25 protein-coding genes and 1 pseudogene are annotated in these 25,944 nt (G+C 71.9%); 14 read left to right on the top strand and 12 right to left on the bottom strand.

Annotation, left to right across the window (positions count from 1 at the left end):
* Positions 1 to 374: 374 nt before the first annotated feature.
* The 3 genes from ACFV9M_RS28830 to ACFV9M_RS28820 form a co-directional block, all read right to left on the bottom strand.
* Positions 375 to 503, bottom strand: a complete 129-nt coding sequence (locus ACFV9M_RS28830; RefSeq protein ID WP_385070333.1) for a hypothetical protein — start codon at positions 501 to 503, stop codon at positions 375 to 377.
* Positions 504 to 588: 85 nt separating this feature from the next.
* Positions 589 to 717, bottom strand: coding sequence for a hypothetical protein (locus ACFV9M_RS28825; protein WP_385070336.1), 129 nt, complete (start codon positions 715 to 717; stop codon positions 589 to 591).
* Between the two features lie 246 nt (positions 718 to 963).
* Positions 964 to 2,766: a bifunctional metallophosphatase/5'-nucleotidase gene (locus ACFV9M_RS28820; protein ID WP_385070338.1), complete on the bottom strand. Its 1,803-nt coding sequence runs from the start codon at positions 2,764 to 2,766 to the stop codon at positions 964 to 966.
* A 247-nt stretch (positions 2,767 to 3,013) separates the two neighbouring features.
* On the opposite strand from ACFV9M_RS28820, the gene mshD reads away from it, so the two are divergent.
* A complete protein-coding gene (gene mshD / locus ACFV9M_RS28815) occupies positions 3,014 to 3,940 on the top strand; it encodes a mycothiol synthase (RefSeq protein WP_385070341.1) in 927 nt (308 codons plus the stop codon).
* Positions 3,941 to 4,155: 215 nt separating this feature from the next.
* Here the strand turns inward: mshD and ACFV9M_RS28810 are convergent, their stop codons facing one another.
* From ACFV9M_RS28810 to ACFV9M_RS28790, 5 genes are all read right to left on the bottom strand, one after another.
* Positions 4,156 to 4,827, bottom strand: a complete 672-nt coding sequence (locus tag ACFV9M_RS28810; RefSeq protein ID WP_385070344.1) for an ABC transporter — start codon at positions 4,825 to 4,827, stop codon at positions 4,156 to 4,158.
* A gap of 8 nt (positions 4,828 to 4,835) precedes the next feature.
* Positions 4,836 to 6,383: an ABC transporter permease gene (locus ACFV9M_RS28805; RefSeq protein ID WP_385070346.1), complete on the bottom strand. Its 1,548-nt coding sequence runs from the start codon at positions 6,381 to 6,383 to the stop codon at positions 4,836 to 4,838.
* Entirely contained in the window at positions 6,380 to 7,249 is an 870-nt protein-coding gene (locus ACFV9M_RS28800) for an ABC transporter ATP-binding protein (RefSeq protein WP_385070349.1), read from the bottom strand. The genes ACFV9M_RS28805 and ACFV9M_RS28800 overlap by 4 nt, the downstream gene beginning before the upstream one ends.
* Before the next feature lie 145 nt (positions 7,250 to 7,394).
* Complete coding sequence (locus ACFV9M_RS28795) at positions 7,395 to 8,243, bottom strand: zf-HC2 domain-containing protein (RefSeq protein WP_385070351.1); 849 nt, start codon at positions 8,241 to 8,243, stop codon at positions 7,395 to 7,397.
* Positions 8,240 to 8,791 carry an RNA polymerase sigma factor gene (locus ACFV9M_RS28790; RefSeq protein WP_385070354.1) on the bottom strand — a complete coding sequence of 184 codons (552 nt, stop codon included), beginning with the start codon at positions 8,789 to 8,791 and terminating at the stop codon, positions 8,240 to 8,242. Before ACFV9M_RS28790 ends, ACFV9M_RS28795 begins: the two co-directional genes overlap by 4 nt.
* A 230-nt stretch (positions 8,792 to 9,021) precedes the next feature.
* Here ACFV9M_RS28790 and ACFV9M_RS28785 point away from each other — a divergent pair.
* From ACFV9M_RS28785 to pstB, 11 genes and pseudogenes are all read left to right on the top strand, one after another.
* Positions 9,022 to 9,396 (top strand): annotated as a pseudogene (locus ACFV9M_RS28785) (GntR family transcriptional regulator); the annotation flags it as partial.
* 242 nt (positions 9,397 to 9,638) lie between these two features.
* Entirely contained in the window at positions 9,639 to 10,553 is a 915-nt protein-coding gene (locus tag ACFV9M_RS28780) for an ABC transporter ATP-binding protein (RefSeq protein WP_385070357.1), read from the top strand.
* Entirely contained in the window at positions 10,550 to 11,644 is a 1,095-nt protein-coding gene (locus tag ACFV9M_RS28775; protein ID WP_385070358.1) for an ABC transporter permease, read from the top strand. Before ACFV9M_RS28780 ends, ACFV9M_RS28775 begins: the two co-directional genes overlap by 4 nt.
* Positions 11,641 to 12,669 (top strand): hypothetical protein, encoded by a 1,029-nt coding sequence (locus ACFV9M_RS28770; RefSeq protein ID WP_385070360.1) that lies wholly within the window; start codon positions 11,641 to 11,643, stop codon positions 12,667 to 12,669. Before ACFV9M_RS28775 ends, ACFV9M_RS28770 begins: the two co-directional genes overlap by 4 nt.
* Positions 12,670 to 13,200: 531 nt before the next feature.
* On the top strand, positions 13,201 to 15,429 hold the full coding sequence (locus ACFV9M_RS28765; protein ID WP_385070363.1) for an RNA degradosome polyphosphate kinase: 2,229 nt from the start codon (positions 13,201 to 13,203) through the stop codon (positions 15,427 to 15,429).
* Complete coding sequence (locus ACFV9M_RS28760; RefSeq protein ID WP_385102560.1) at positions 15,410 to 16,642, top strand: CHAD domain-containing protein; 1,233 nt, start codon at positions 15,410 to 15,412, stop codon at positions 16,640 to 16,642. Before ACFV9M_RS28765 ends, ACFV9M_RS28760 begins: the two co-directional genes overlap by 20 nt.
* A 183-nt stretch (positions 16,643 to 16,825) precedes the next feature.
* The gene (locus tag ACFV9M_RS28755; protein WP_385077488.1) at positions 16,826 to 17,248 is read left to right on the top strand and encodes an NUDIX hydrolase; all 423 of its coding nucleotides are present in this window, start codon (positions 16,826 to 16,828) and stop codon (positions 17,246 to 17,248) included.
* Between the two features lie 243 nt (positions 17,249 to 17,491).
* Positions 17,492 to 18,622, top strand: coding sequence for a phosphate ABC transporter substrate-binding protein PstS (pstS, locus tag ACFV9M_RS28750; RefSeq protein WP_385077485.1), 1,131 nt, complete (start codon positions 17,492 to 17,494; stop codon positions 18,620 to 18,622).
* Positions 18,623 to 18,758: 136 nt separating this feature from the next.
* Positions 18,759 to 19,772, top strand: coding sequence for a phosphate ABC transporter permease subunit PstC (gene pstC, locus ACFV9M_RS28745; protein WP_385077483.1), 1,014 nt, complete (start codon positions 18,759 to 18,761; stop codon positions 19,770 to 19,772).
* Positions 19,769 to 20,830 carry a phosphate ABC transporter permease PstA gene (gene pstA, locus ACFV9M_RS28740; RefSeq protein WP_385077480.1) on the top strand — a complete coding sequence of 354 codons (1,062 nt, stop codon included), beginning with the start codon at positions 19,769 to 19,771 and terminating at the stop codon, positions 20,828 to 20,830. Before pstC ends, pstA begins: the two co-directional genes overlap by 4 nt.
* A 64-nt stretch (positions 20,831 to 20,894) precedes the next feature.
* Positions 20,895 to 21,671, top strand: a complete 777-nt coding sequence (gene pstB, locus ACFV9M_RS28735) for a phosphate ABC transporter ATP-binding protein PstB (RefSeq protein ID WP_385077477.1) — start codon at positions 20,895 to 20,897, stop codon at positions 21,669 to 21,671.
* 449 nt (positions 21,672 to 22,120) lie between these two features.
* Here pstB and ACFV9M_RS28730 read toward each other — a convergent pair whose 3' ends face one another.
* Positions 22,121 to 23,119 carry an anion permease gene (locus ACFV9M_RS28730; RefSeq protein ID WP_385077474.1) on the bottom strand — a complete coding sequence of 333 codons (999 nt, stop codon included), beginning with the start codon at positions 23,117 to 23,119 and terminating at the stop codon, positions 22,121 to 22,123.
* 7 nt (positions 23,120 to 23,126) lie between these two features.
* Positions 23,127 to 23,747: a DUF47 domain-containing protein gene (locus tag ACFV9M_RS28725; protein ID WP_187748798.1), complete on the bottom strand. Its 621-nt coding sequence runs from the start codon at positions 23,745 to 23,747 to the stop codon at positions 23,127 to 23,129.
* Positions 23,748 to 23,981: 234 nt separating this feature from the next.
* Between ACFV9M_RS28725 and ACFV9M_RS28720 the strand changes: the two genes are divergently transcribed.
* Positions 23,982 to 24,323, top strand: coding sequence for a metal-sensitive transcriptional regulator (locus tag ACFV9M_RS28720; protein ID WP_385077470.1), 342 nt, complete (start codon positions 23,982 to 23,984; stop codon positions 24,321 to 24,323).
* A 105-nt stretch (positions 24,324 to 24,428) separates the two neighbouring features.
* On the opposite strand, the gene ACFV9M_RS28715 is transcribed toward ACFV9M_RS28720, so the two are convergent.
* Entirely contained in the window at positions 24,429 to 24,608 is a 180-nt protein-coding gene (locus ACFV9M_RS28715; protein WP_385077467.1) for a hypothetical protein, read from the bottom strand.
* Between the two features lie 131 nt (positions 24,609 to 24,739).
* Positions 24,740 to 25,579 carry a hypothetical protein gene (locus ACFV9M_RS28710; protein WP_385077495.1) on the bottom strand — a complete coding sequence of 280 codons (840 nt, stop codon included), beginning with the start codon at positions 25,577 to 25,579 and terminating at the stop codon, positions 24,740 to 24,742.
* A 142-nt stretch (positions 25,580 to 25,721) separates the two neighbouring features.
* On the opposite strand from ACFV9M_RS28710, the gene ACFV9M_RS28705 reads away from it, so the two are divergent.
* Positions 25,722 to 25,895, top strand: a complete 174-nt coding sequence (locus ACFV9M_RS28705; protein ID WP_385077464.1) for a hypothetical protein — start codon at positions 25,722 to 25,724, stop codon at positions 25,893 to 25,895.
* Positions 25,896 to 25,944: the final 49 nt, after the last annotated feature.

Here is a 25,944-nt window from a genome sequence, read left to right as displayed (position 1 = left end):
GGACACGGCGGACACGGCGGACACGGCGGAGGCGGGGCCCGGTGCGGGCTGGTTCGCCCGCACCGTCGGCCCCGCCTCGGACACCGCGTCAGCCCTTGTTACCGACCGGACGCTTGGCGGCCTTCTTGACGGCCTTCTTCTTGGCGGCCGGCTTCGGGGCGGCGGCCTTGCGGGTCTTCTTGACGGGGGTGATCTTGTGGAAGCTCATGGGAGTGTCCCTTTCTCTGGTGTTCTGGAGTTCTGATGCTCTGGGGCTCTGGGGCTCTGGATCTCTGGATCCCTGGATCCCTGGATCCCTGGATCCCTGGATCCCTGGATCCCTGGATCCCTGGATCCCTGGCGGCCGGCCGTGAACGGCTGGGTTTAGGTGACGCTTACTTATGGCCACCGACGGGGCGCTTGACAGCGGTCTTCTTGACGACCTTCTTCTTCGGCGTGGCCTTCGCGGCCTGGGCGGCGGTCTTGCGGGTCTTCTTGACCGGGGTGATCTTGTGGAAGCTCATGAGGGTGTTCCTTTCGTTGGCGCACAGCTGTGAAAGCTGTGGCTCACCTGAATTTTTCTTAGATTTGCTTTGCTTGAGCCAAGACTTATCGGTTGCCGCCTACCGGGCGCTTGACCGCGGTCTTCTTGACGACCTTCTTCTTCGGCGCGGGCTTTGCGGCCTGGGCGGCGGTCTTGCGGGCATTCTTGACCGGGGTGATCTTGTGGAAGCTCATGTCCGTCTCCTTGTTCCGTGTTCGCGACTTCGCTTTCGCGTCGTTCGCTTTCGACATGGAAAACACTACGGGACACCGGAGCCGAAAAAAGCCGATTCCGCTGAGACCTCGATGAATTGCGGCTGAGACAGTTTTCAGGCGACCCGGGGAACCAAACCCTCACTTACACAGAATTGATAAAACGCGAAAAGGGCCCGGTCCCTACGCGTGTCGCGTACGGACCGGGCCCCCGCGGAGCCGTGGGACCTACTGCGTGATCGTGATCCGGTTCGCCGCCGGAGGCGCGATCGGCGCCGAGGCGGAGGAGTTGGCCGTCAGGTACTGCTCCAGGGCGGTCAGGTCGTCCGCGCCCACCAGGTCGTTCGTGCCCTGGCCCAGGGTGGTGAAGCCGTCGCCGCCGCCCGCGAGGAAGCTGTTCGTCGCGACACGGTAGGTGGCGGCCGGGTCGACGGCCGCGCCGTTCAGCCGGACGGAGTCCGTGACGATCCGGTCGGCGCCGGTCTTCGTCAGGTCCAGCGTGTACGTCAGGTTGGCCGACGGCTGGAGGATCTTCGGCGCGGCCGCGTTCGTACCGCTCACCTGCTCCTGGAGCACCTGGATCAGCTGGGCGCCGGTGAAGTCCTGGAGGTTCACGGTGTTGGCGAACGGCTGCACGGTGAAGCCCTCGGCGTACGTCACCACGCCGTCGCCCTCGGTGCCCTTGGCCGCGTAGGTGAGGCCGGCCCGGACACCGCCCGGGTTCATCAGCGCCAGGTCCGTCTCGGCGTCGAGCTCCTTGCCGTACCAGAGCTGCGCGTCGGCGATCAGGTCTCCCATGGGGGACTCGGTGCCCGTGTTCGGCACGTCACCGGAGATGTGGCCGATGGCGCGGTTGCCGATGGGGGCGGCGAGGGTGTTCCACTTGCCGATCAGCTCGGTCATGTCCGGCGCCTTGGCCACGGTCCGGGTGACCACGTGGTTCGCCGACTTCACCGCCGTGCGGGCGATGTCCCCGGTGAAGCGGTCGTACGTCAGCGTGGTGTCGGTGTAGAGCCGGCCGAACGACGCGGCCGAGGTCACCGTGCGCGGCTTGCCCGACGGGTCGTCGATCGTGCACGCGTACGCGGCGTGGGTGTGCCCCGTCACCAGCGCGTCCACCTGCGGCGTGATGTTCTTCGCGATGTCCACGATCGGGCCGGAGATGCCGTCACCGGCGCCCGGCGAGTCGCAGTCGTAGTTGTACGAGGCGGAGGCAGGCTGGCCGCCCTCGTGGACCAGCGCGACGATCGACTTCACGCCCTGGCGCTGGAGCACCTTGGCGTACTTGTTGATCGTCTCGACCTCGTCCTGGAACTTCAGGCCCTTGACGCCCTCCGCGGAGACGATGCCGGGGGTGTCCTCCAGCGTGACCCCGATGAAGCCGATCTTGACGTCCTTCTTCTTCCACACCCAGTACGGCTTCAGGACCGGCTTGCCGGTCTTCTCGTCCAGCACGTTCGCCGCGAGGTACGGGAAGTCGGCGCCCTCGAACGTCTCGTCCGTGTAGCAGCCGTCCGTCGGGTGACAGCCGCCGTTCTGCAGACGGGCCAGTTCCGTGGCGCCCTCGTCGAACTCGTGGTTGCCGACCGAGGTGACGTCCAGGTCCAGCTCGTTCAGCGCCTCGATGGTGGGCTCGTCGTGGAAGAGGCCCGAGACCAGCGGGGAGGCGCCGACCATGTCGCCGCCGGCCGCGGTGATCGAGTACGCGTTGCCCTCCCGGGCCTGGCGCAGATGCGTGGCGAGGTACTCCACACCGCCCGCGTCGATCGTCTTCGTCGTGCCGTCGGCCTGGGTCTCCGTGACCCGGCCGGACGAGCCGGACGGCGGCTCCAGGTTGCCGTGCAGGTCGTTGAAGGACAGCAACTGCACGTCCTGGTAGCGGCTGGGCAGCGGCTTGTCGTGCTTGCCGTCGTGCGCGCCCGCGGGGAGCGCGGCGACCAGGGCGCCGGCGGTGGCCAGACCGGCGGCCGCCGCGAGCAGGCCGTACGTACGGCGTCTGCGGATCGGATACGACTGGGAAGTGGCTGGCATGCGCCCCCCTGTGATGTCGGCGTCCTCCGGGCCGGGCGGCCCTGAGAGGCGGTCGGGATGAGTGGCCCGGCGTGTGGGACGAGTGGCCTCGTCGCGCGGCAGCCTAGAGTCAACGCGCGTAGCGCGACAGGGGGTTCATGGTTACATCCTGGTTTCCCTTTGCCCTTCGCCCGCCGCACGCTTTGGCTTCCCGTTCCCCCTCTCCCGTGCCGCCACTTTGCGGGGTCCGCCCCTTACCCTCGTACGCATGACCAGCGACGACACCGCACGGATCCACGGCTCCCGGTCCATCGAGACCTACTCCGCGCTCTCCCCCGAGCTGACCGAGGCCGTCCTCGGCCTGCTCGCGGACGCCGCTCACAGCGACGGTCAGCAGGCGGTGTCCGAACAGGGCCGGCTCCAGCTGCGCGGCGGCGCCCGGGAAGGCGTCAGCCATCTGCTGCTCTCCGTGGGCGACGAACTCGTCGGCTACGCCCAGTTGGAGGACACCGACCCCGTCGAGGCCCCCGCCGCCGAACTCGTCGTCCACCCCGCCCACCGCGGGCACGGGCACGGGCGGGCGCTCGGCTCGGCCCTGCTCGGCGCCTCCGGCAAGCGGCTGCGGATCTGGGCCCACGGCGGCCACTCCGCCGCGCGGCACCTGGCGCAGGTGCTGGGCCTGACGCTGTTCCGCGAACTGCGCCAGATGCGCCGCTCCCTGACCGACCTCGAACTGGCCGATCCGGTGCTGCCCGACGGCGTGACCGTCCGTGCCTTCGTCCCCGGACAGGACGACGACGCCTGGCTGGCCGTCAACAGCGCCGCCTTCGCCCACCACCCCGAACAGGGCTCGCTCACCCAGCGCGACCTCGACGACCGCAAGGCCGAGCCCTGGTTCGACCCCGCCGGCTTCTTCCTCGCCTTCCGCGGCACCGAACTCGTCGGCTTCCACTGGACGAAGGTCCACGCCGAGGAACAACTGGGCGAGGTGTACGTCCTCGGCGTCGCGCCCGGCGCCCAGGGAGGCGGCCTCGGCAAGTCCCTCACCACCATCGGCCTGCGCCACCTCGCGGCGCAGGGGCTGCCCACGGCGATGCTGTACGTCGACGCCGACAACAAGGCGGCGGTGTCGGTGTACGAACGGCTCGGGTTCGTCACACACGAGACGGACCTGATGTACCGGACGGAGACGTGAGCGAACGTCCGGCTGGGGGCTAACGCCCCCCCAGATCCCCCGCCCCCAGACCCCCAGCCCCGAGTCCCGAGCCCTCCAGCCCCCCAGACCCCCCAGCTCACCGCTTCGGCCCCTGAAGGGGCCGGCCTCGTCCGCGGACTCCCCGGAAGGGGGCATGCCCGGGCGGGCTGGAACGGCCTGCCCGGCGTCGAAGGGCCGCCGTGGAACGAGCCGGGCTATCCGAGGCGTCGGGACCGGCGTCGCAGGGGTTCCGGTGTGCAGGCCGCCGTCGTCGCGAGGGCCACGGCCAGCAGCAGCGCCCATCTCAACTGCGTCGCCTCCCACCACGGCTCTCCCGGCGTCGCCGACAGCCCCCACCGTGCGGGGACGAGCGCGACCAGGGCCGCGGCGGTCCCGAGGCGGATCGCCGTCCGTCTGCCCACCTCCGCCGCGCTCGTGAAGCGGACGGCGACGGTCGCGAGGGCCAGTGCGGAGGCGGCCGTCGCCGCGGCCTGCACGGTGGCGGGGCCGAGAGGCGGGCGGGCCGACGCGGGTATGAGCAGCAGGACCGTCGTCCACCACAGGGCCACGAGCGGAACGGCGAGCGCCAGCCGCAGACCCGCCCGCAGCGGCCGGCCGAGCGGGGTCGTCCCGGTCGTCCGGCGGGCGGGGTCGTCCAGCAGGAAGGCCAGCCCGAGGGCGCCGCTCAGCGCGACGAGCCGCAGCAGAACCAGCCCCGGCTCCTCACCCGGCGCCTGCCCCCGCAAGCGCACCACCACGGCCGGCAGCAGGCCCAGTCCTCCCGCCACGGCCAGCGCCCGCCAGGGGAGCGTCCGCCAGACCAGGGGGAGAAGGGATCCGAGGAGGGCGGGGGCGGGGATCGTCCGCCGCGCCCCGTTCCGGGACACGGTCCTCTCTACTCCTCGCACGATTCCGCTCCCTCCGGTGTGGCGACGCCCAGCAGCTTCGCCGCCTCGGCCGTGGACGTCTCCGGTGACGTCAGCTCCGTCCAGTGGGCCTTGACCCGCGCGGAGATCTCCGCCCGCGGGCGGGCCAACAGCTCACGTACGACGGTCGTCTGCTGCGCCGTCAGATACACGCCGTTGGTGGGTGCCAGCACCAGTCCGGAGCCGGTGACGCTGTCGTCGAGGCGCACGTCGCCGAAGGTGGCCAGGGGCGTGGGGTCGGTGCCCAGGACCAGCCACATGACCGTCACCGCCCGGGCGCCGCACATCTGCTGGGCCGCGTCCTCCGTGCCGGCGACCAGGACCGAGGCGGCGCCGACCGCGAACTCGGGGACGCGGTTGCCGCCCCAGCGGGTGCCGACGGTGACCTCGGCCGGGGTGGTGGAAGGGGTCAGCGCGGCGTCCACCTCCACACCCCCGCTGGTGTCGACGCGTTGCCGCACCGTCACAGGGGTGCGCGCGGCGGTGCCGCCCGCCGCCGACCTCAAGCGGTCGACGACGCGGGCCCAGTCGTCGCGCACGCCGGTCCACTCGGGGAAGGCGCAGTACGTCGACCCGCCGTACGTCGTGCACGACTGGACCTTCAGAGGCGTCGTGGACGCCGTCGTCCGCGCCGCCTCGAGGGCCGCCGTGTCGCGCGGGAGCTGGCCTGCCACGCCGGCCGCGGTGGCGGCGAGGGCCAGGGCGGTGGCCGTCCTGACGGCACGGGTGCGTCCGCCGGAGAGCAGGAGTGCCGCGCACACCAGCAGGGCGCACAGTCCGGCCAGGTAGAGCGCGTGCCAGGCGGCCGGGCGGCCGAGCAGGTCGGAGGGGACCGGATCGCCGCCGGCGATGTCGGAGACGACGATCGGGGAGAGCCACACGGCCCATGTGTCGTCCACCCCGGCCGCCGAGGCCATGACACCGCCCACGTACACCGCCACCACGAACAGCATGGGCACGAAGGGGGAGGGCAGCAGTCTCGCCAGCAGCACGCCCGTGACACCGGCCAGCAGGACGGTCAGCGGGCCCGCGGCCAGTTCACCGACAGAGCCGTGGCCGATCGCGCCGGGCTTCAGCGCCTCCCGGGTGAACTCGGTGCCGACGACGATCGCCGTGATCACCGCGCACGGGAGCGCGGAGAGCAGGTGGGCGAGCGTGCGCCGCCAGGGCTCCATGGCCAGGACGTCGAACTGCTGGACCGTGCCGTGTCTGCGAGAGCGCAGGGCGGCCGCGTTGGTGCAGACGAGCAGCGCGATGGCGAGCAGCAGCGGCGGTGTCTGGGTGCTGCGGTCCACCACGTGGAGGACGGGGTAGTCGTCCATGCCCTCCTGGCGCGTCATGCGCAGGGCGATGAGGCCGATGTAGAGGACGGAGAAGCACAGCACCGGGATCTGGAGGAAGAGCTCGCGGGCCTCGAAGCGGGCCAGGGCGAGGACCGCGCCGGTGCGGCGGGCAGGCCGGGGAGCGTCGGGGAGCACGGCGGCGGATCCGTCGACGGGGGTGATGGTGGCGCTCATGCGGTCACCGTCCTGCTCTCGCCGTCGAGGGCGAGCAGGTAGCCGTCCTCCAGGGTGGGTTCGAGGAGGTCGGCGCCCTCCGGTGGGTCGCCGATGTTGCGGAAGGCGCCGGTTCCGGTGCGCCAGCCGGCCAGGGCCTTCGGGTCGCGTTCGGTGCTGCTCCAGACCCGGCCGTCCGCGCGGGCGGTCAGCTCGGCGGGGGTGCCCTCGAAGCGGACCCGGCCGCGGGCGAGGACCACGACGCGGTGGCAGAGCATCGCCACGTCCTCCGTCTGATGGGTGGACAGCAGGACCGTGCGGCCCTCGCCGGCCTCGGCGACCAGCTCTCTGAAGCGCATGCGCTGTTCGGGGTCGAGTCCGACGGTCGGCTCGTCCAGGACGAGGAAGCCGGGGTTCCCGACGAGCGCGGCGGCCAGGGCGACGCGCTGCCGCATACCGCCGGACAGCCGCTTGATGCGCTTGCCGCGCACGGCCGACAGATCGACCGCCTCCAGCACGCGCCGCACCTCGCGGTGCCGTGCGCCGCGGTCGGTGATCTCCTTCAGGATGGCCACGTAGTCGACGAACTCGAAGGCCGTGAAGTCCGGGTGGAAGCCGGGGGTCTGGGGCAGGTAGCCGAGGGTGCGGCGCAGGGCGAGGCGGCCGGTCGCCGTCGCCGGGTCGTGGCCCAGGACGGTGAACTCGCCCCGGTCGGGCGGCACGGCCGTGGCCAGCACCCGCAACAGGGTGGTCTTCCCGGCGCCGTTGGGGCCGAGCAGGCCGGTGACGCCCCGGGGCAGCCGCAACGACACGCCGTCGAGGGCGTCGGTGCCGCCGTGGCGCAGGGACAGGCCGGAGGCCGTGACGGTGGTGGGCGCGGTGGTCATGGGGTGCTCCTGATGGTCCGGTCGGTCGGCGGGAGGGGCAGGGGCGGGGACAGGAACAGGGGCGGGGACTGGGGCGGAGACAGGGGCAGAGGCAGGGACAGGGGCGGAGACAGGGACAGGGGCGGAGACAGGGGCGGGCGCTGGGTCATGGGGTGCTCCCGTCCGGGAAACCGCCGACGGGACGGACGTCGAAGCGGTCACGGGTCCGGTGGAGCAGCACGGCGGCGAGCACCGCGACCGCCGCCGCGGCGGACTGTCCGGCCGCCGTGAACGGGGCGAGCGTGCCGTCACCGTGGGCCTGCGCCTGGGCCTGGGCCACCACCAGCAGCGTCAGCCAGACGGCGCCGACCAGGCCGGGCGCGAGGGCCGGGCCCAACCGGGGCGTGAGTGCCAGTCCCGTCGCGGTGAGGGCGAGCGCGGGCAGCAGCCAGGCCAGGGCCAGCAGCCCGTACCCCGGCAGGGCGAGCGTCGCCAGGCCGTTGAACACCAGGCCCGCGGCGAGCACGGCGACCGTACGGATCATCAGCAGCCGGAAGCCGTGCATCGGGGCGACGAGCGCCATCTCGTGCGTCGGGTCGAGCGCCGGGCCGTAGGAGAGGGCGACCCCGGCGAGCGGGAGGAGCGGGGCGAGGGCGAGGAACAGCGCGGGCCGGTCCACCAGGTGGACCGCGAGGACGGTCATGACCAGCAGCGACATCACCGCCAGCAGCCAGGAGCGGCGCAGCACCGGGGTCGCCGTCAGCAGCCGCGCGGTGTGGTCGGCCATGCCGAGCCGCACCAGCAGCCGCTCGCACAGGGCCGGCCGCGGCGCGTCCAGCTCGGCGTCCAGCCGCTCCCAGCCGATGTCCAGCGCGACCGGGTCGACGGCGCCCGCGAGCCGGTCCCGGCACCGCGCGCACCCTGTGAGATGCGTGTCGGCGGACCACAGCAGGGGCGGTGCCAGCTCGCCCCGCGCGTACGCGCGCAGGTCCTCTTCTGCCACGTGCCACGTCATGCCAGCGCCTCCCGCAGTTGCTTGCGGGCCCGCAGCGCCCGCGTCTTGACCGTGCCCGCGGGGATGCCGAGCAGGACGGCAGCCTCCCGGGTGGTGAGTCCGTCGATGACGGTGGCCTGCAGGACCGCCCGCAGCTCCGGCGAGAGACGGGTGAGGGCCCCGGCGAGGTCCCCGTGCTCCACCCCCGAGAGCACGCGGTCCTCCGCCGACACCTCGTCGCGGTGACGCAGCCGGGCGAGTGCCTGGCGCAGACGGCCGCGCGCGCCGTCGCCCCGCAGGGCGTCGACCAGCCGGCGGGCGCCGATGCGCCACAGCCAGCCGGCGGCGTCCTCGGAGGCGCCCTCCTGCCGGTAGCGCGCGCTGCCCCGCCAGACCGCGAGGAACGTCTCCTGGACGACGTCGTCGACTATCCCGGCGTCGGCGCAGCGGCTGCGCATGCGCGCGGTCAGCCACGGCGCGTATCGCCGGTACAGCTCCTCGAAGGCGTGACGGTCCCGGTCTGCCGCGATGGCCCGCAGCAGCTCCGCGTCACTTCGCGTTTCGCTCACACCCCCTCATCGGACGAGCCCCGCCGATCGGTTCACGGTTCGCCACGCGATTTTCGGGCCTCCGTGTCCAGGCCCGTCTCGTCCGCTCGAGGCACGGCCACTCCTGCCGGCCAAGACCCACCCACCCCCCACCCCTCCCTCTCACTCTCACTCTCAAGGCATCGCTTGACGCACCCACCCCCCTTGCACCACCCTTTCACTACTCAATTAGTGAAAGGGTGGTTGTCGAAGTGGTCGAATACCGCATCGACCGGCACAGCGGCGTGGCCACCTACGTCCAGATCGTCCAGCAGACGAAGCAGGCCCTCCGCCTCGGCCTGCTGCGCCCCGGCGACAAGCTGCCCACGGCCCGCGAGGTCGTCGAGGCGACCGCCATCAACCCGAACACCGTGCTCAAGGCCTACCGCGAACTCGAGCGCGACGGACTCGTCGAGGCCCGCCGCGGCCTGGGCACCTTCGTACGGCGCGGGCTGAGCACCGCTCCGGCCGACTCGCCCCTGCGCACGGAGCTGGACGCGTGGGCGGACCGGGCCCGCGAGGCCGGCCTGGACCGCGACGACGTGGCCGCGCTCTTCACCGCCGTACTCGACAGGCATTTCGCCGGACACCCCACCGGTCACGAGCCCGACCGCGACCGCACCCACAACCACAGCAACACCGGCACCGGCACCAGCACCAGCACCAGCACCAGCAGCAGCACCAGCACCAGCACCAGCACCAGCACCAGCACCAGCACCAGCACCAGCAGCAACAGCAACAGCAACAGCAACAGCAACAGCAACAGCAACAACACCAAGCCCGACGACCGTCAGCCCGCCCACGACCAGCACTCCCAGGGGGACGCTTCATGACCGACACCGCCATGGCCGCGACCGCGCTCGGCAAACGCTTCGGCCTCGGCCGCCGCCGGGGCTGGGCGCTGCGCGACTGCGCGTTCCGGCTGCCGGCCGGACGCGTGTGCGCCGTCGTCGGGCCCAACGGAGCGGGCAAGTCCACGCTTCTCGCCCTCGCCGCCGGACTGCTGGCCCCCACCGAGGGCGCGGTCACCGTTCTCGGCACGGACCCGGCGTCGGCACGCGCGCGTGTCGGCTACGTGGCCCAGGACAAGCCGCTGTACCCGCAGCTCACGGTCGCCGAGACGCTGCTCGTGGGCGCCGATCTCAACCCGGGCCGCTGGGACGCCGAAACCGCCGAGCGGATCGTTTCCGCAGGCGATCTCGACCCCAAGGCGCGGATCCGCGCCCTCTCCGGCGGCCAGCGCACCCGCGTCGCCCTCGCCCTGGCCCTCGGCAAGCGGCCCGAACTGCTGCTCCTGGACGAGCCGATGGCCGACCTCGACCCGCTCGCCCGGCACGAGCTGATGGGCACCCTGATGGCGCAGGCCGCGCAGCACGGCACGACGATCGTGATGTCCTCGCACGTCGTCGCGGAACTGGAGGACTCCTGCGACCACCTCCTCCTGGTGGGCGGCGGACGGATCCGCCTGGCCGGCGAGATCGACGACCTGCTCGCCGCCCACGCGCGCGTGAGCGGGCCCTCGGACTCCGCGGACCTGAGCCGGCACACGGTCGTCGAGTCCCGCGTCACCGGGCGCCAGCTCACCGCTCTGCTGCGCCCGGCGGGCTCCCTCCCCGAGGCCTGGCACCCCACTTCCCCGTCCCTGGAGGAGCTCGTCCTCGCCTACCTCCGCAACCCCCGGGCGGAGTCACTGGTCCCCGCGCCATCCGCGGAGAACGAGAAGAGCGGGGAGGACGCCGCATGACGACCCTCGCCCCGGCCACCGCCCCCAGCACCGCCGGACACCCCGGCCCCGCCCGGCGGCACCTGCGCTGGCTCCTGCGTCTCCACCTCCCCGGCCTGTACGTGTGGACGGCTCTCGTCGCCCTCCTCGCGCTGGCGCTGCTGTGGCTGTGGGGGCCGCTCACCGAAGCCGCCGCCGAAAGCTGGCGGCAGTACAACGCCTGCGTCGACTACGACACCTGCGCCTACTACCAAGAGCCGATCCTGCGCTACAAGGACGTGTACGCCTACACGACCGTCGCCCTGAACGCCCTGCCCTTCCTCGTCGCCGCCTGGTCGGGCGCCGCCCTCGTCGGCCGCGAACTGGAGCACGGCACCGCGCACCTCGCCTGGACCCAGGGCCTGTCCCCGCTCCGCTGGCTGACCCTCAAACTCGCCGTCCCGGCCGTCCTGATCACCGCCGGCACCAGCCTGCTGGTGCTGCTGCACCGCCTCGCCTGGACGGCGGGCCGGGGCCGCATCGACACCGCCGACCTGTGGTACGACGGTCCGACCCTCTACGCCAACGGCCCCACCACGGTCGCCCTGGCCCTGGCCGGCCTCGCCGCCGGCGCCCTCGCCGGCCTGCTGCTGCGCCGTACCCTGCCCGCGCTGCTGACCGGCCTGGTCGTCACCACGGGCCTGCGCCTCCTGGCCGACCTGGCCATGCCGCACCTGTGGCCGGCCGTCACCCGCGTCACGAGCCGCAACACCGGCTACGTGTACGACGGCCTGGAGGCCGACGCGGGCCTGGTCACCTCCTCCGGCGCGCACATCGCCGACCCCGGCTGCGGACCGGCGTTCGACGAAGACTGCGCCACGCTGTACGACCGGCTCGACGTCACCGGCTTCTACACCAGCTACCACCCCGAGTCCCACCACTGGCCCCTCCAGTTCACCACCGCGGCCCTCCTCTTGGCCGTGGCCGCCGCCCTCACCGTGGCCGCGTTCGTGCTGCTCAAGCGGTCGACGGCCACCTCCCACGCCGTCGGCGCCACCCGCACCACCGGCGCCACCGGCGCAGCCCGCGTCACCCGTGCCACCCGTGCCACCCGTGAGGGGACCGACGTATGACCGCCGTGGCCGCAGCCGACGCCTCCGCCGGCGGCACCACGGGATCGGCACCCCGCCTGGACGCCACGGACCCGGCGCCCCGCTGGGGCACCGCCCGGACCGTGCTGCGGGTGCACCGCATCGCCCTCGCCGTCTGGGGCCTGGCCGTGCTGGGGCTGACCGGATGGCTGGTGTGGCTCACCGAGGTCACGGCGGACGAGGCACGGGCGCGGCAGGCGGCGTGCGACGACACAGGCCCGGGCTGGTGCGACCCGACGTTCGGCACCGGCTACGGCTTCGGCGCCTCCCTCGACGTGGCCGCTCTGCTGACCGCCCACGCCTTCCTCGCCGTCGCGGCGTTCGCGGGCGGGGCGCTGGTCGGCCGCGAGCTGGAGAACCGCACCGCGCACCTCGCCTGGACCCAGGGCGTCTCCCCCGCCCGCTGGCTCGGCGCCAAGCTCGCCGTCGCCGCGTTCTTCGTGGCCCTCGGCACGACCACCCTGGTCCTGGTGTTCCGCTGGGTCCGGGCCGCCGACGAGGACCTGCTGGTGAGTACCGGGTGGACGGCGGACCACATGTTCGTGGCCGGTGGCCCGGTCACGGTCGCGTACGCCCTCTGCGCCCTGGCCCTGGGTACCCTCACGGCGCTCCTGCTGCGCCGCGCGCTGCCCGCGCTCGGCGTGTCCGTCGCCGTGACATGGCTGCTCGGCCTCTTCCTGGCGGCGCACCGGGCGTCCCTGTGGCCCGCGGCGTCCCGGTACTCGGCGACCCGGCCGGTCGAGGCGCCCGACTCCGCGTGGGCGCTGGAGACCGGCGCCCTGGTCCACGGCCGCCGCGTGCCGGACGTCCAGTTCTGGCGGTGCGAGAGCGCCGCCGAGGTCCGCCGCCGCTGCCTGGACGACCTGGGCGTGACCGGCTTCTATGCCACCTACCACCCCACCTCCCATGTGTGGCCCCTCCAGCTCGTGGAGACGGCGGTCGTCCTCGCCGTCGCCGCCCTCGCGACCACGGCGGCGTTCCGCCTGCTCAGGCACCGCACGGCCTGACCCGGGTCCCGCCCGCCCAGACACCCCACGGCCCGACCCGGGTCCCGCCCGCCCAGACACCCCACGGCCCGACCCGGGCCCCGCCCGCCCAGACACCCCACGGCCCGACCCGGGCCCCGCCCGCCCAGACACCCCACGGCCCGACCCGGGCCCCGCCCGCCCAGACACCCCCCGGCCCGACCCGGGCCCCGCCCGCCCAGACACCCCACGGCCCGACCCGGGCCCCGCCCGCCCAGACACCCCACGGCCCGAAAAGGCCCTCAAGGGACCCGTCCCCCGGGACGGGGGGCGGCGCCCCGGGGGCGCACCCCCACCCCCACCCGCGCCCCCGCGGGCCGCCCCCCGATATCCCACACGCCATGTCTCCGTAACCATTGGTTCAGACGACCTTGCGACGCTCGGTGAATGAACCCCGCCGTGCCCGAGGCTTCGCCACCCCCCGAGGGGAACCGCCCCGACGGGAAGGCCGCCGCGCTCCCGCCCGCACGTTCCGACGCGCCTGTGCCGGCCCTGGCGCGGAAGAATGGGTCCATGAGCCAGCACACCCAGGCAGACGTCCAGCACGCGCAGCCCTCCGTGGGCTCCATAGCCGCGCACCGCTCGCACACCGTGGCCGCCGTGGTCTCCGACCTCGAACCCGACATCGACGCCGATCTCGACGCGTACGAGGAGTCCCGGGAGGACGGGGCGGAGCTGCCGCAGGGTCGTTTCCTCGACCGGGAACGCAGTTGGCTCGCGTTCAACGAGCGCGTCCTGGAGCTCGCCGAGGACCCGAACACGCCCCTGCTGGAGCGGGCGAACTTCCTCGCCATCTTCGCGAGCAACCTCGACGAGTTCTTCATGGTCCGGGTGGCCGGCCTGAAGCGCCGTATCGCCACCGGCGTCGCCACCCGCTCCGCCTCCGGCCTCCAGCCCCGCGAGGTGCTGGAGATGATCTGGGCCCGCTCCCGCGAGCTGATGGCCCGGCACGCCGCCTGCTACCACGAGGACGTCGCCCCCGCGCTCGCGGAGGAGGGCATCCACCTGGTCCGCTGGAGCGAGCTGACGGAGAAGGAGCAGGCCCGCCTCTTCACCCTGTTCCGGCACCAGATCTTCCCGGTGCTGACCCCGCTGGCGGTCGACCCGGCGCACCCCTTCCCGTACATCTCGGGCCTTTCCCTCAACCTCGCCGTCGTCGTCCGCAACCCCGTGAGCGGCCACAAGCACTTCGCGCGCGTCAAGGTGCCGCCGCTGCTGTCCCGCTTCCTGGAGAGCTCCCCCGGCCGGTACGTCCCCCTGGAGGACGTCATCGCCGCCCACCTGGAGGAGCTGTTCCCGGGCATGGAGGTCCTGGAGCACCACGCCTTCCGGCTCACCCGCAACGAGGACCTGGAGGTCGAGGAGGACGACGCGGAGAACCTGCTCCAGGCGCTGGAGAAGGAGCTCATGCGGCGCCGCTTCGGACCGCCGGTGCGCCTGGAGGTCGAGGAGTCGATCGACCGCGAGGTCCTCGACCTGCTCGTGCGGGAGCTGAAGATCACCGAGGCGGAGGTCTACCCGCTGCCCGGTCCCCTGGACCTCACCGGCCTCTTCCGCATCCACGGCCTCGACCGGCCCGAGCTGAAGTACCGCAAGTTCATCGCCGGCACCCACCGCGACCTCGCCGAGGTCGAGTCCGCCTCCCCGCCGGACATCTTCGGCGCCCTGCGCAACCGGGACGTGCTCCTGCACCACCCGTACGACAGCTTCTCCACCTCCGTCCAGGCCTTCCTGGAGCAGGCGGCCGCCGACCCGGACGTCCTCGCGATCAAGCAGACCCTGTACCGGACCTCCGGCGACTCGCCGATCGTCGACGCGCTCATCGACGCCGCCGAGTCCGGCAAGCAGGTCCTCGTCCTGGTCGAGATCAAGGCCCGTTTCGACGAGCACGCCAACATCAAGTGGGCCCGCAAGCTGGAGGAGGCGGGCTGCCACGTGGTCTACGGCCTCGTCGGCCTGAAGACCCACTGCAAGCTGTCCCTGGTGGTCCGCCAGGAGGGCGAGACGCTCCGGCGGTACAGCCACGTCGGCACCGGCAACTACCACCCGAAGACGGCCCGGCTGTACGAGGACCTCGGCCTGCTCACCGCCGACCCGCAGGTCGGCGCGGACCTCTCCGACCTCTTCAACCGGCTCTCCGGCTACTCCCGCCGCGAGACCTACCGCCGGCTGCTGGTCGCCCCCAAGTCCCTGCGCGACGGCCTGATCTCACGCGTCAACAAGGAGATCCAGCACCACCGCGCCGGACGTCCCGCCTACGTCCGCATCAAGGCCAACTCGATGGTGGACGAGGCCATCGTCGACGCCCTCTACGCGGCGTCCCGGGCCGGGGTCCCCGTCGACGTCTGGGTGCGCGGCATCTGCGCGGTGCGCCCGGGCGTGCCCGGCCTGTCGGAGAACATCCGCGTCCGCTCGATCCTCGGCCGCTTCCTCGAGCACTCGCGTGTGTTCGCCTTCGGCAACGGCGGCGAGCCCGAGGTGTGGTTCGGCAGCGCGGACATGATGCACCGCAACCTCGACCGCCGTATCGAGGCCCTGGTCAGGGTCACCGACCCGGCCCACCGCGCGGCCCTGAACCGGCTGCTGGAGACCGGCATGTCGGACACCACCGCCTCCTGGCACCTCGGCCCGGACGGCGAGTGGATCCGGCACGCCACCGACGCGGACGGCCACCCCCTGCGCAACGTCCAGGAGATGCTCATAGACGCCCGGAGGCGCCGGCGTGGCACAGCGACACCATGACCTTACGGGCCCCACGGCCGGGTCCGTGACGACGGGGGACGCCCTGGCGGCCTACCTCCGGGCGCAGGCCACGGAGTTCCTCCGCGCCCTGCGCCTGCACCGGGAGGCCGGCGGCGGCGCGGCGAACGGCACGCCCGGTGTCACGGGCTCCGCCGACGCGACCGCCGCGCTGCGCCGCTCGGCCCGCCGCATCAGCGCCAGCCTGCACACGTTCCGGCCCCTCCTGGACCCCGGCTGGTCCGAGGAGATCCGCCCCGAACTGGCGTGGCTCTCCGGCACCCTCGCCCTCGAACACGCCTGCGAGGCCCGTCTGGAGCGCCTGCTGCTGGCCCTGCACCGGCTGTCGGGCGCGACGGCGGTCCCGACGCAGACGGCGGGCGCGGGGAACCCCGCGCGCCCGCCGGCAGCGGAGACGTCGGCCGGCGGCGGCGCGCCCGCACCGGTCTCCCTCGTCTCCGCCGGCGCGGGCCGCCGCGCCACCGACCCTGCCGCCACCGGCGCTGCCGCCGCCGGCCCTGCCGCCGCCGCGCAGAAGCCGCCCGCCGGCAACGCCGGGCACCCCGCGCGCCCGGCCGCCCCGGACCGCGGCAACCTCACCGTGGGCGCCGCCAAGGCGGGCGCGCTCCTGGACCGCCAGCTCACCCTGGCCCGCACCCGGGCCCACTCCACCGCCCTCCAGGCGCTGGGCTCGAGCCGCTTCCACGCCGTGGCGGACAAGGTCGCCGTCCTGGCCAGCGACGTCCCCCTCACGCCCGCCGCCGCGAGCACCGATCTGCGCACCCTCGCCGCGGCGGCGGAGGAGCGCCTCACGGACGCGGCCGCCGCGCTGCCCCTCCTCACCGCGGGCCACCCGTACAACGCGGAGGCCCTGGTCCACGGCCTGTCCCCGGACCCCGCCCCGCACCCGCAGGACGCGCCCTGGCACCAGGTCCGCCTCCTGCTGCGCCTGCACCGCTACGCCCTGGAGGTCCTGCACGGCGACCTCCCGCCCGACGTGCGGCTGCTCTCGGCCGGCCAGTCCCTGGACCGGCACCGCGACGCCTCGGAGGCGGCCGCCGCGGCGGCCCAGGCGGCACGCACCCCGCGCATCGCCCCGGCGACGGCGTACGCGCTCGGCGTGCTCCACGCCGACCAACGGCACGAGGTGGAGGCGGCGCGGTACGCCTTCCAACGCTCGTGGCAGAAGCAGGCCATCGGCACGAGCACGCCGTAACCGACCGACCCGACCGACCCGATCCACCTGACCGACCCGACAGACCCCGACAGACCCGACCGACCCCGACCGACCCGATCGACCCGATCGACCCGACCGACCCCGACCGACCCGATCGACCCGATCGACCCGATCGACCCGATCGACCCCGACAGACCCGATCGACCCGGAGGCGGTGATCCGGTGAGCTTTCCCGACGACACCCCGGTCCAGGCGGCCGGCTGCGTCCTGTGGCGCCGTTCCCCGGTCGGCGGCGGGCTGGAGATATGCCTGGTCCACCGGCCGAAGTACGACGACTGGTCGCACCCCAAGGGCAAGCTGAAACGTGGCGAGGAAGCGGCGGCCGCCGCGGTACGCGAGGTCGCCGAGGAGACGGGCTGCACCGCCCGGCTGGGCGCCCGGCTGCCCACCCTGCGCTACCTCGCGCAGGGCCGCCCCAAGGAGGTCCACTACTGGGCCGCCGAAGCGGTCTCCGGCACGTTCACCCCGAACGACGAGGTCGACCGCGTGCTGTGGCTCCCCCCGACGGCGGCCGGAAGCCGCCTCACCCAACCGAGGGACCGCACCCTCGTGCCTGCCCTGCTCACCACCCTGCACCTGATCTAGACACAGCCCGCTCATGGCAACCCCATGCACCACACCGTGTCCTCGACGTGAGCGTTCCGTGACCTAACCGCACCGTCCACAGGGGTTCACCTCGCGTTCATGTGTGCCCGTAGGCGGCTTCACCTGATCTGCCTAATTTCGGCCTTACGCGGTACGCAACGCGCCCTCTTGGACGCGTCCGCGCCACCCAGACTTCGCGCACGCCGCCGGAAATCAGGCGGCTCCTGGAAGGATCTCCCTCAAGTGAAGCTTCAGCGCATGAACCGGCGGGCCCTCACCCTCGGTGCTCTCGCCGTCTCCGGCGCCCTGGCCCTCACGGCGTGCGGCTCCGACGACACCGGGTCCGGCAGCAGCGGCGGCACGTCCTCCGCGGCCACCTCGGCCGGTTCCATCAAGTGCGACGACGCCAAGGGCCAGCTCCTCGCCGACGGCTCCTCCGCGCAGAAGAACGCGATCGACGCCTGGGTCAAGAACTTCACCCAGGCCTGCAACGGTGTCCAGGTCAACTACAAGGGCTCCGGCTCCGGCGCCGGCGTCACCGCGTTCACCCAGGGCCAGGTCGCGTTCGCCGGTTCCGACTCCGCGCTGAAGTCCGATGAGATCGAGGCCTCCGCGAAGGTCTGCTCCAGCGGCCAGGGCATCGACCTGCCGATGGTCGGCGGCCCCATCGCCGTCGCCTTCAACGTCTCGGGCGTGGACGACCTCACCCTGGACGCCTCGACGATCGCCAAGATCTTCAACGGCAAGATCACCAACTGGAACGACGCCGCGATCAAGAAGCTCAACCCCGACGCCGAGCTGCCCGACCTCAAGATCCAGCCGTACCACCGCTCGGACGAGTCCGGCACCACGGACAACTTCACCAAGTACCTGATCGCCACCGCCAAGAGCGACTGGCCCTACGAGGGCGGCAAGGCCTGGCAGGCCAAGGGCGGCCAGTCCGCCGCCGGCTCCTCCGGTGTCGCCCAGGGCGTGAAGCAGACCAACGGCGCCATCGGCTACATGGAGCTGTCGTACGCCAAGGACGGCCTGGGCACGGTCTCCATCGACACCGGCGCCGCGTCCCCGGTCAAGGCCTCCTCCGACGGCGCCACCAAGGCCATCGCCGACGCCAAGGTCGTCGGCACCGGCAGCGACCTGGCGCTGGAGATCAACTACGCCACCAAGGCCGAGGGCGCCTACCCGATCACCCTGGTCACGTACGAGATCGTCTGCGACAAGGGCAACAAGTCCGACACCCTGCCCGCCACCAAGGCGTTCCTGCGCTACATCGCCAGCGAGGAGGGCCAGGCCATCCTCTCCGGGATCGACTACGCGCCGATCCCCGACGCCATCATCACCAAGGTCCGCTCCACCATCGAGGGCCTGAGCTGATCTGAAGTGGTGCGGTCCGGCGCCGGGTGAACCCGGTTCCGGACCGCGCCGTCCGGTGCACCGCCGCCAGGGGCCGTCCGCAGACCCGGCCCCGACGGAGCCACCCACCCGGCGGCTCCGCAGACCGGAGAACCCCATGGACATTTCGACGCAGAATCCCGCAGACGCCGTCCCTCCACCCGCGGCTCCGCCGAGCCCCGCCGAGCAGAAGCGCGCCGCCCGCGGCGCCACCCGCCCCGGTGACCGGATCTTCCTCGGTCTCTCCCGCGGATCGGGCGTCCTGCTGCTGGTGATCATGGCCGCGATCGCCGTCTTCCTGGCCTACCGGGCGTCCCTCGCCATCAGCAAGGACGACAGCAACTTCCTCACCACCTTCGAGTGGAACACCAACCTCGTCCCGCCGGACTTCGGCATCGCGGTGCTGGCCTTCGGCACGGTGGTCTCCTCGGTCATCGCGATGGTCATCGCGGTCCCGGTCGCGGTCGCCATCGCCCTGTTCCTCACCCACTACGCCCCGCGCCGCCTCAGCGGCCCCATCGCGTACGTGATCGACCTGCTCGCCGCCGTCCCGTCCATCGTGTACGGCCTCTGGGGCGCCCTGATACTCGTCCCCCAGCTCAACGGCCTGTTCGGCTGGCTGGACGCATACCTCGGCTGGACCGGGATCTTCGCCTGGGACGACGGCCCCCCGCGCTCGATGCTCACGGTCGGCATCCTGCTCGCCATCATGATCCTGCCGATCATCACCAACGTCAGCCGCGAGGTGTTCCGGCAGGTCCCGCAGATGCACGAGGAAGCGGCGCTGGCGCTGGGCGCCACCCGCTGGGAAGTGGTCCGCATGGCGGTCCTGCCCTTCGGCCGCTCCGGTGTGATCTCGGCGTCGATGCTCGGCCTCGGCCGGGCCCTGGGCGAGACCATGGCGGTGGCCACGGTGCTCTCCCCCGACTTCGACATCCACGCCAGCCTGCTCAACGCGGGCGGCGGCACCTTCGCCCAGAACATCGCCAGCAAGTTCAACGAGGCGACGGAGTTCGGCCGCGACGCGCTCATCGCCTCCGGTCTCGTCCTGTTCGTCATCACCCTGCTGGTCAACGGCGCGGCCCGCGCGATCATCGCCCGCCGCAAGGAGTACTCGGGGGCCAACGCATGAGCCACGCCGTCGTCACCGACAAGCCCGCCAGTACCCTGCGCGGTGCCAGCCTGCCCACGTGGACCCCCTGGGCCACCGCGGCCGGTTCCCTCGCCGCGGCCGTCGCCATCGGCCTGGTCGCGGGCCTCGACAGCCGCGTCCAGTGGGGCCTGATCGCCGGCCTCCTCTTCCTCCTGGCCACCTACGGCATCGCCGCCCGCGTCGAGGGCCGCCGCCAGGCCAAGGACCGCATCGCCACCGCCCTCGTCTGGGTCGCCTTCCTCCTCGCCGTGGTCCCGCTGGCGTCCCTGCTCTGGGCGACGATCGAGCGCGGCGTGAAGGTCCTGGACGGCTACTTCCTCACCCACTCCATGGGCGTCGTCGCCGACTCCGAGCCGGGCGGCGGCATCTACCACGCCATCCTCGGCAGCCTGGAGCAGGTCGGCCTCGCCACCCTGATCGGCGCCCCGATCGGCATCCTCACCGCGATCTACCTGGTGGAGTACGGCCGCGGCGGCCTCGCCAAGGCGGTCACCTTCTTCGTCGACGTCATGACGGGCATCCCGTCCATCGTGGCCGGCCTGTTCATCCTCAGCCTCATGCTGATGTTCGACATGCAGCCCTTCGGCTTCGCCGGCTCGCTGGCGCTGGCGATCCTGATGATGCCGGTCATCGTCCGCTCGACGGAGGAGATGCTCAAGCTCGTCCCGAACGAGCTGCGCGAGGCGTCCTTGGCGCTCGGCATCCCGAAGTGGCGCACGATCCTGAAGGTGGTCGTCCCGACCTCCATCGGCGGCATCATCACGGGCGTCATGCTCTCGGTGGCCCGTATCGCCGGTGAGACGGCACCCGTCCTGCTCCTCGTCTTCGGCAACCCGTTCATCAACGCGAACCCCTTCGAGGGCGCGCAGGCGTCGCTGCCGCTGTACATCTACCAGCAGTACTCGCAGAGCGCGGGCTCGGAGGCGGCCTACGACCGCGCCTGGGCGGCGTCGCTCACGCTGATCGCCTTCGTGATGATCCTCAACCTGGTCGCCCGCGGCATCGCCCGCTGGAAGGCCCCGAAGACCGGTCGCTAAGGCGACGATTTCCGGCTCCGCCGGGCGGGGCCCCTCAGCGACTGACTGGAAGTGAAGTAGAGACATGGCCAAGCGAATCGATGTCAGCGGACTGACGGCGTACTACGGCTCCCACAAGGCGATCGACGACATCTCCATGACCGTCGAGCCGCGCTCGGTGACGGCGTTCATCGGCCCGTCCGGCTGCGGCAAGTCGACGTTCCTGCGCACGCTGAACCGGATGCACGAGGTGACCCCCGGGGGACGCGTCGAGGGCAAGGTGCTCCTGGACGACGAGGACCTGTACGGCCACGGCATCGACCCGGTGTCGGTCCGCCGCGAGGTCGGCATGGTCTTCCAGCGCCCGAACCCGTTCCCCACGATGTCGATCTTCGACAACGTGGCGGCGGGCCTGCGCCTGAACGGCAACTACAAGAAGTCGGAACTGTCCGACGTCGTCGAGAAGTCCCTCAAGGGCGCGAACCTCTGGAACGAGGTGAAGGACCGCCTCAACAAGCCCGGCTCGGGCCTGTCCGGCGGCCAGCAGCAGCGCCTGTGCATCGCGCGCGCGATCGCCGTCGAGCCCAAGGTCCTCCTCATGGACGAGCCCTGCTCCGCCCTGGACCCCATCTCGACCCTCGCCATCGAGGACCTGATCGGCGAGCTGAAGGAACGCTTCACGATCGTCATCGTCACCCACAACATGCAGCAGGCGGCCCGCGTCTCCGACCGCACCGCCTTCTTCAACCTCGCGGCGGTCGGCCAGCCCGGCAAGCTGATCGAGATCGACGAGACGGAGCGGATCTTCTCCAACCCGTCCGTCCAGGCCACGGAGGACTACATCTCGGGCCGCTTCGGCTGACCCGAGCCCCCCGTCCCGACCCCTCGCGGTGCTGCATGGCGGTGCCACCGCGAGGCAACAAAGGGCCCGCCCCCCGAATCCGGGGGGCGGGCCCACGCCATGACATCACTGCCCATCGAACAAGCACCCTTCGAGAGCAAGCGACCTTCGACCAAGCGACCTTCACGAGCAAGCGACCTTCACGAGCAAGCGACCTTCAAAAGCAAGCAACCTTCGCAAGGAAGCGACCTTCTCGGGAAGCGGCTCCATTGAGCAAGCGGCTCCATGGAGGAAACGGCCCGCCCACCCCCCAAGGGGCGCGGGGAACTGCGCGACCAGCCACAACGAACCCGCCGGCCGCCCACCGGGCACAGGCCACGGACCGCAGGCCACTGGGCGCCGACCGCAGCCCACGCCCGGGGCGCCGCAGGCCACCGCTCCCCAAGGAAGACGCGGGCCAAGGCCCGCCCCTACAGCACCGCCAGGTTGACGATCCAGAACGCGCACGCCGCGACGATCGCCGCCGCCGGCATCGTGATGAACCAGCCGAGGACGATGTTCTTGGCGACCCCCCACCGCACGGCGTTGATCCGCTTGGTCGCCCCGACACCCATGATCGCCGAGGTGATCACATGGGTCGTCGAGATCGGCGCCTTGAAGAGGAACGCCGTGGTGAACATGATCGACGCCCCGGTGGTCTCCGCCGCGAACCCCTGCGGCGGGTCCAGCTCGATGATCTTCCGCCCGAGCGTCCGCATGATGCGCCACCCGCCCGCGTACGTGCCCAGCGACAGCATCACGGCGCACACGATCTTCACCCAGACCGGGATGGGATCCCCGTAGTCCTCGACGTCGGCGATGACCAGCGCCATCACCACGATGCCCATCGTCTTCTGCGCGTCCTGCAGACCGTGGCCGAGGGCCATGCCGGCCGCCGACACCGTCTGCGCGATCCGGAAGCCGCGCTTGGCCTTGTGCGGGTTGGCCCGCCGGAACAGCCACAGGATGGCGGTCATGACCAGGTAGCCGATCAACAGGCCGACCACCGGCGACACGAACATCGGGATGACGACCTTCTCCAGCACCCCGTGCCAGTAGACCGTCGTCCCGCCCGCCAGCGCCGCCCCCACCATGCCGCCGAACAGCGCGTGCGACGAGGAGGAGGGCAGCCCGAAGTACCAGGTGACCAGGTTCCAGGCGATCGCGCCGACCAGCGCCGCGAAGAGGATGCCCATCCCCTTCGAGCCCTCGGGCGTCTCGATCAGCCCCTCGCTGACGGTCTTGGCGACGCCGGACCCCAGGAACGCGCCGGCGAGGTTCATCACCGCCGCCATGGCCAGTGCCGCCCGCGGCGTCAGCGCCCGCGTCGACACGGACGTGGCGATGGCGTTGGCGGAGTCGTGGAAACCGTTCGTGTACGTGAAGAAGAGCGCGACCAGGATGGTCACGACCAGAGCCAAGGTGTCCATGAAGGGGTCAGGACTCCTTGACCGCGATGGTCTCCACCGTGTTCGCGACGTGCTCGAACGCGTCCGCCGCCTCCTCGAGCACGTCCACGATCTGCTTGAGCTTCAGCACCTCGATCGCGTCGTACTTGCCGTTGAAGAGGTGGGCGAGCAGCTTGCGGTGGATCTGGTCGGCCTGGTTCTCGAGCCGGTTGACCTCGATCCAGTACTCGGTGAGGTTCTCCATGGTCCGCAGGTTCGGCATGGCCTCGGCGGTCAGCTCCGCCGCCCGCGCCAGCACCTCGATCTGCTGCTCGACGCCCTTGGGCAGTTCCTCGACGTTGTAGAGGACGACGAGGTCGACGGCCTCCTCCATGAAGTCCATGATGTCGTCGAGGGACGACGCGAGGGAGTAGATGTCCTCCCGGTCGAACGGCGTGATGAACGAGGAGTTCAGCTGGTGGAAGATCGCGTGTGTGGCGTCGTCACCGGCGTGCTCCGCGGCCCGCATCCGCTCTGCGATCTCGGCCCGGCCGGCGGTGTCCGCCCCGAGCAGTTCCATGAGGAGTTTCGAGCCCGTGACGATGTTGTCCGCGGATGCGGCGAACATGTCGTAGAAGCTCGTCTCCCTGGGGGTCAGACGAAAGCGCACGTGGGGTCCTCGGGATGCATCGGTTTCGGTCAGGCTGATGCTAGGCGCATCATCCGGCCACGGCTAATGGGCCGTCCACCAGTGTCACCCATGAAACGGGACGAACGGCAGCGGGGCCGCCGGGTGGTCCAGTCCACAAGCCGTCCACAGGGGGAGCGACCACAGGTCCCCTACCCGGCGAAGTTCGGTACGATATACCCAGTAGGGGTATATGTGGAGTGTCTGGAGGACGCGATGACGACCACCGAGGCCGGGGCGGCCACCGAAGAGGTCGTGACCGACCACGACCACGGTGTGCACGGCTACCACAAACAGAAGAACGAGCACCTCAAGCGCCTGCGCCGCATCGAGGGCCAGATCCGGGGCCTGCAGCGCATGGTCGACGAGGACACCTACTGCATCGACATACTCACCCAGGTGTCCGCCTCCACCAAGGCCCTTCAGTCCTTCGCGCTGCAGTTGCTGGAGGAGCACCTGCGCCACTGCGTCGCCGACGCGGCCCTCAGGGGCGGCGACGAGATCGACGCGAAGGTGGAGGAGGCGACGAAGGCGATCGGCCGCCTCCTGCGCACATGAGTCACTTTGTAAACGTGACGTAAATGACACCTGTCACCCGGCGCCCGTCACGTGAGGAGGCGCCCGTCACGTGAGGAACGGAAGCCCGCCGTCACCCCAGGCCCCTCACTCCTGCCGCCCGGCCGCGTCCCGTTCCTCCCTCACCCTCAGGACCGCGTCGATGCTCTCCAGGCTGAGCCGCTCCTCGGCCGCCGAGGCCGCGATGATGAGTTCTCCGCACAGCTCTATCTCGGCGAGGGCCTCGTGGTCCTGTACCGCCGTACCGCCGACCGGAGCCACGCGCATCACCTCGTCCCTGCCGTCACCGGCTTCCTAGAGTAGGGAGCGGCCCGCATACCGCGCATGGCACGGACGGGCTAGTCCTCGCGCCCGTCCCCTGACCGGATCCGCTCTTCCGCGGGCGGCCGAAACCACGCTCACTCCTCGGCGATCCGCCCCGCGTAGATGTCCCGGCCCACCGGCAGCCGTACGTCGACGGGGGTGCCGAAGTCGTACAGCAGCGTCGTCGAGGCGACCGCGACGGCCTCCTTCCGGCCGCCGTTGACGAAGCTGAAGCGGTGCCGGACCTTGCGGATGCGGCCCTGCTCGTCGAGGTAGACGTCGAAGGGCACCTCGGCCGTGGCGAACCCTTTCGCCGCCGCGCCCAGCGATCCCCGGCCGCCCTCGGAGGAGTGCGCGGCGGCCGCGGCCAGGTCGGCCGTCCCGCGGTAGTGCCGCACCTCGATCCCGGCCAGCCGGGTCGTCCCGACGTAGGCCGCCGTGCGCGTGCCGCGCAGCACCTCGGCGGCGGCGTACGGGTCGGTGGCTCCGCCGGTGACCAGATTGCCGTCGGACAGCGTCGCCGTCTCCACCCGCACCCACTTGTCGGCGGGCACCCCCGCACCCCGGTTCTTCATGTAGAGGGCGCCGGGGGCGAGGAGTTCGGTGATGGGGCGGTGCTCACTGGTCCCGGCCGGATCCTGCGGCAGCACCACCTCCAGCGCGCCGAGCCGCTTGCGGTAGTCGTACAGCCCCTCGCCCCGGATGGTCACGCGGGTGCCGCCGGTGGCCATCTCCATCGACGTCCGGGCCTTCGAACTGCCCGCCTCCACCAGGGCGTCGGCGGCCCGGCGCAGTGTCTCGACCGGATCGGCCGGGTGGGCGTCCTCGGCGGCGGCCCCGCTGCCGGAACATCCGGCGGCGCCGACGGCGCAGACCCCGGCGACGAGCCCCGCGACGACCGCCGTTCCCCACCGCCGCTGCTGCCGCTCCGCCATCGCCTGCCTACCCCCAGCCGGTACGTCCGTCACGGGCTCCGTGTTGTTGCGGTTAACGACGCTCGGGCGGACCCCGTCACGCTGACCGGATTGCCCGCCACCTCCATGCAGGGGCCCCGCCGTTGCTGGGTAGCGTTCTCATGTGACCCAGCAGGACAGCGAGGCCCCCTCCTCCGCCGGCGAGGAACTCCACCGCACCACGACCGTCGAACGTGGCCCCTTCTGCCTCGCCCACTGCTCCTGCGGCTGGCGCGGCCCCGCGCGCAGGGCGAGAAGCCTGGCCAGAACGGATGCCGAAGGCCACACCCGCGGCTGAGGCACCCTCACCCCCGCACCCCCGCACCCCGCGCCCTCGGCCACGGGCG

It is taken from the genome of Streptomyces sp. NPDC059895, from assembly GCF_042731035.1.
In the GTDB taxonomy this organism is placed as follows: Bacteria; Actinomycetota; Actinomycetes; order Streptomycetales; family Streptomycetaceae; genus Streptomyces.
Note: the sequence above shows the minus strand (reverse complement) of the source record. Positions and strands in the feature narration are given on the sequence as shown.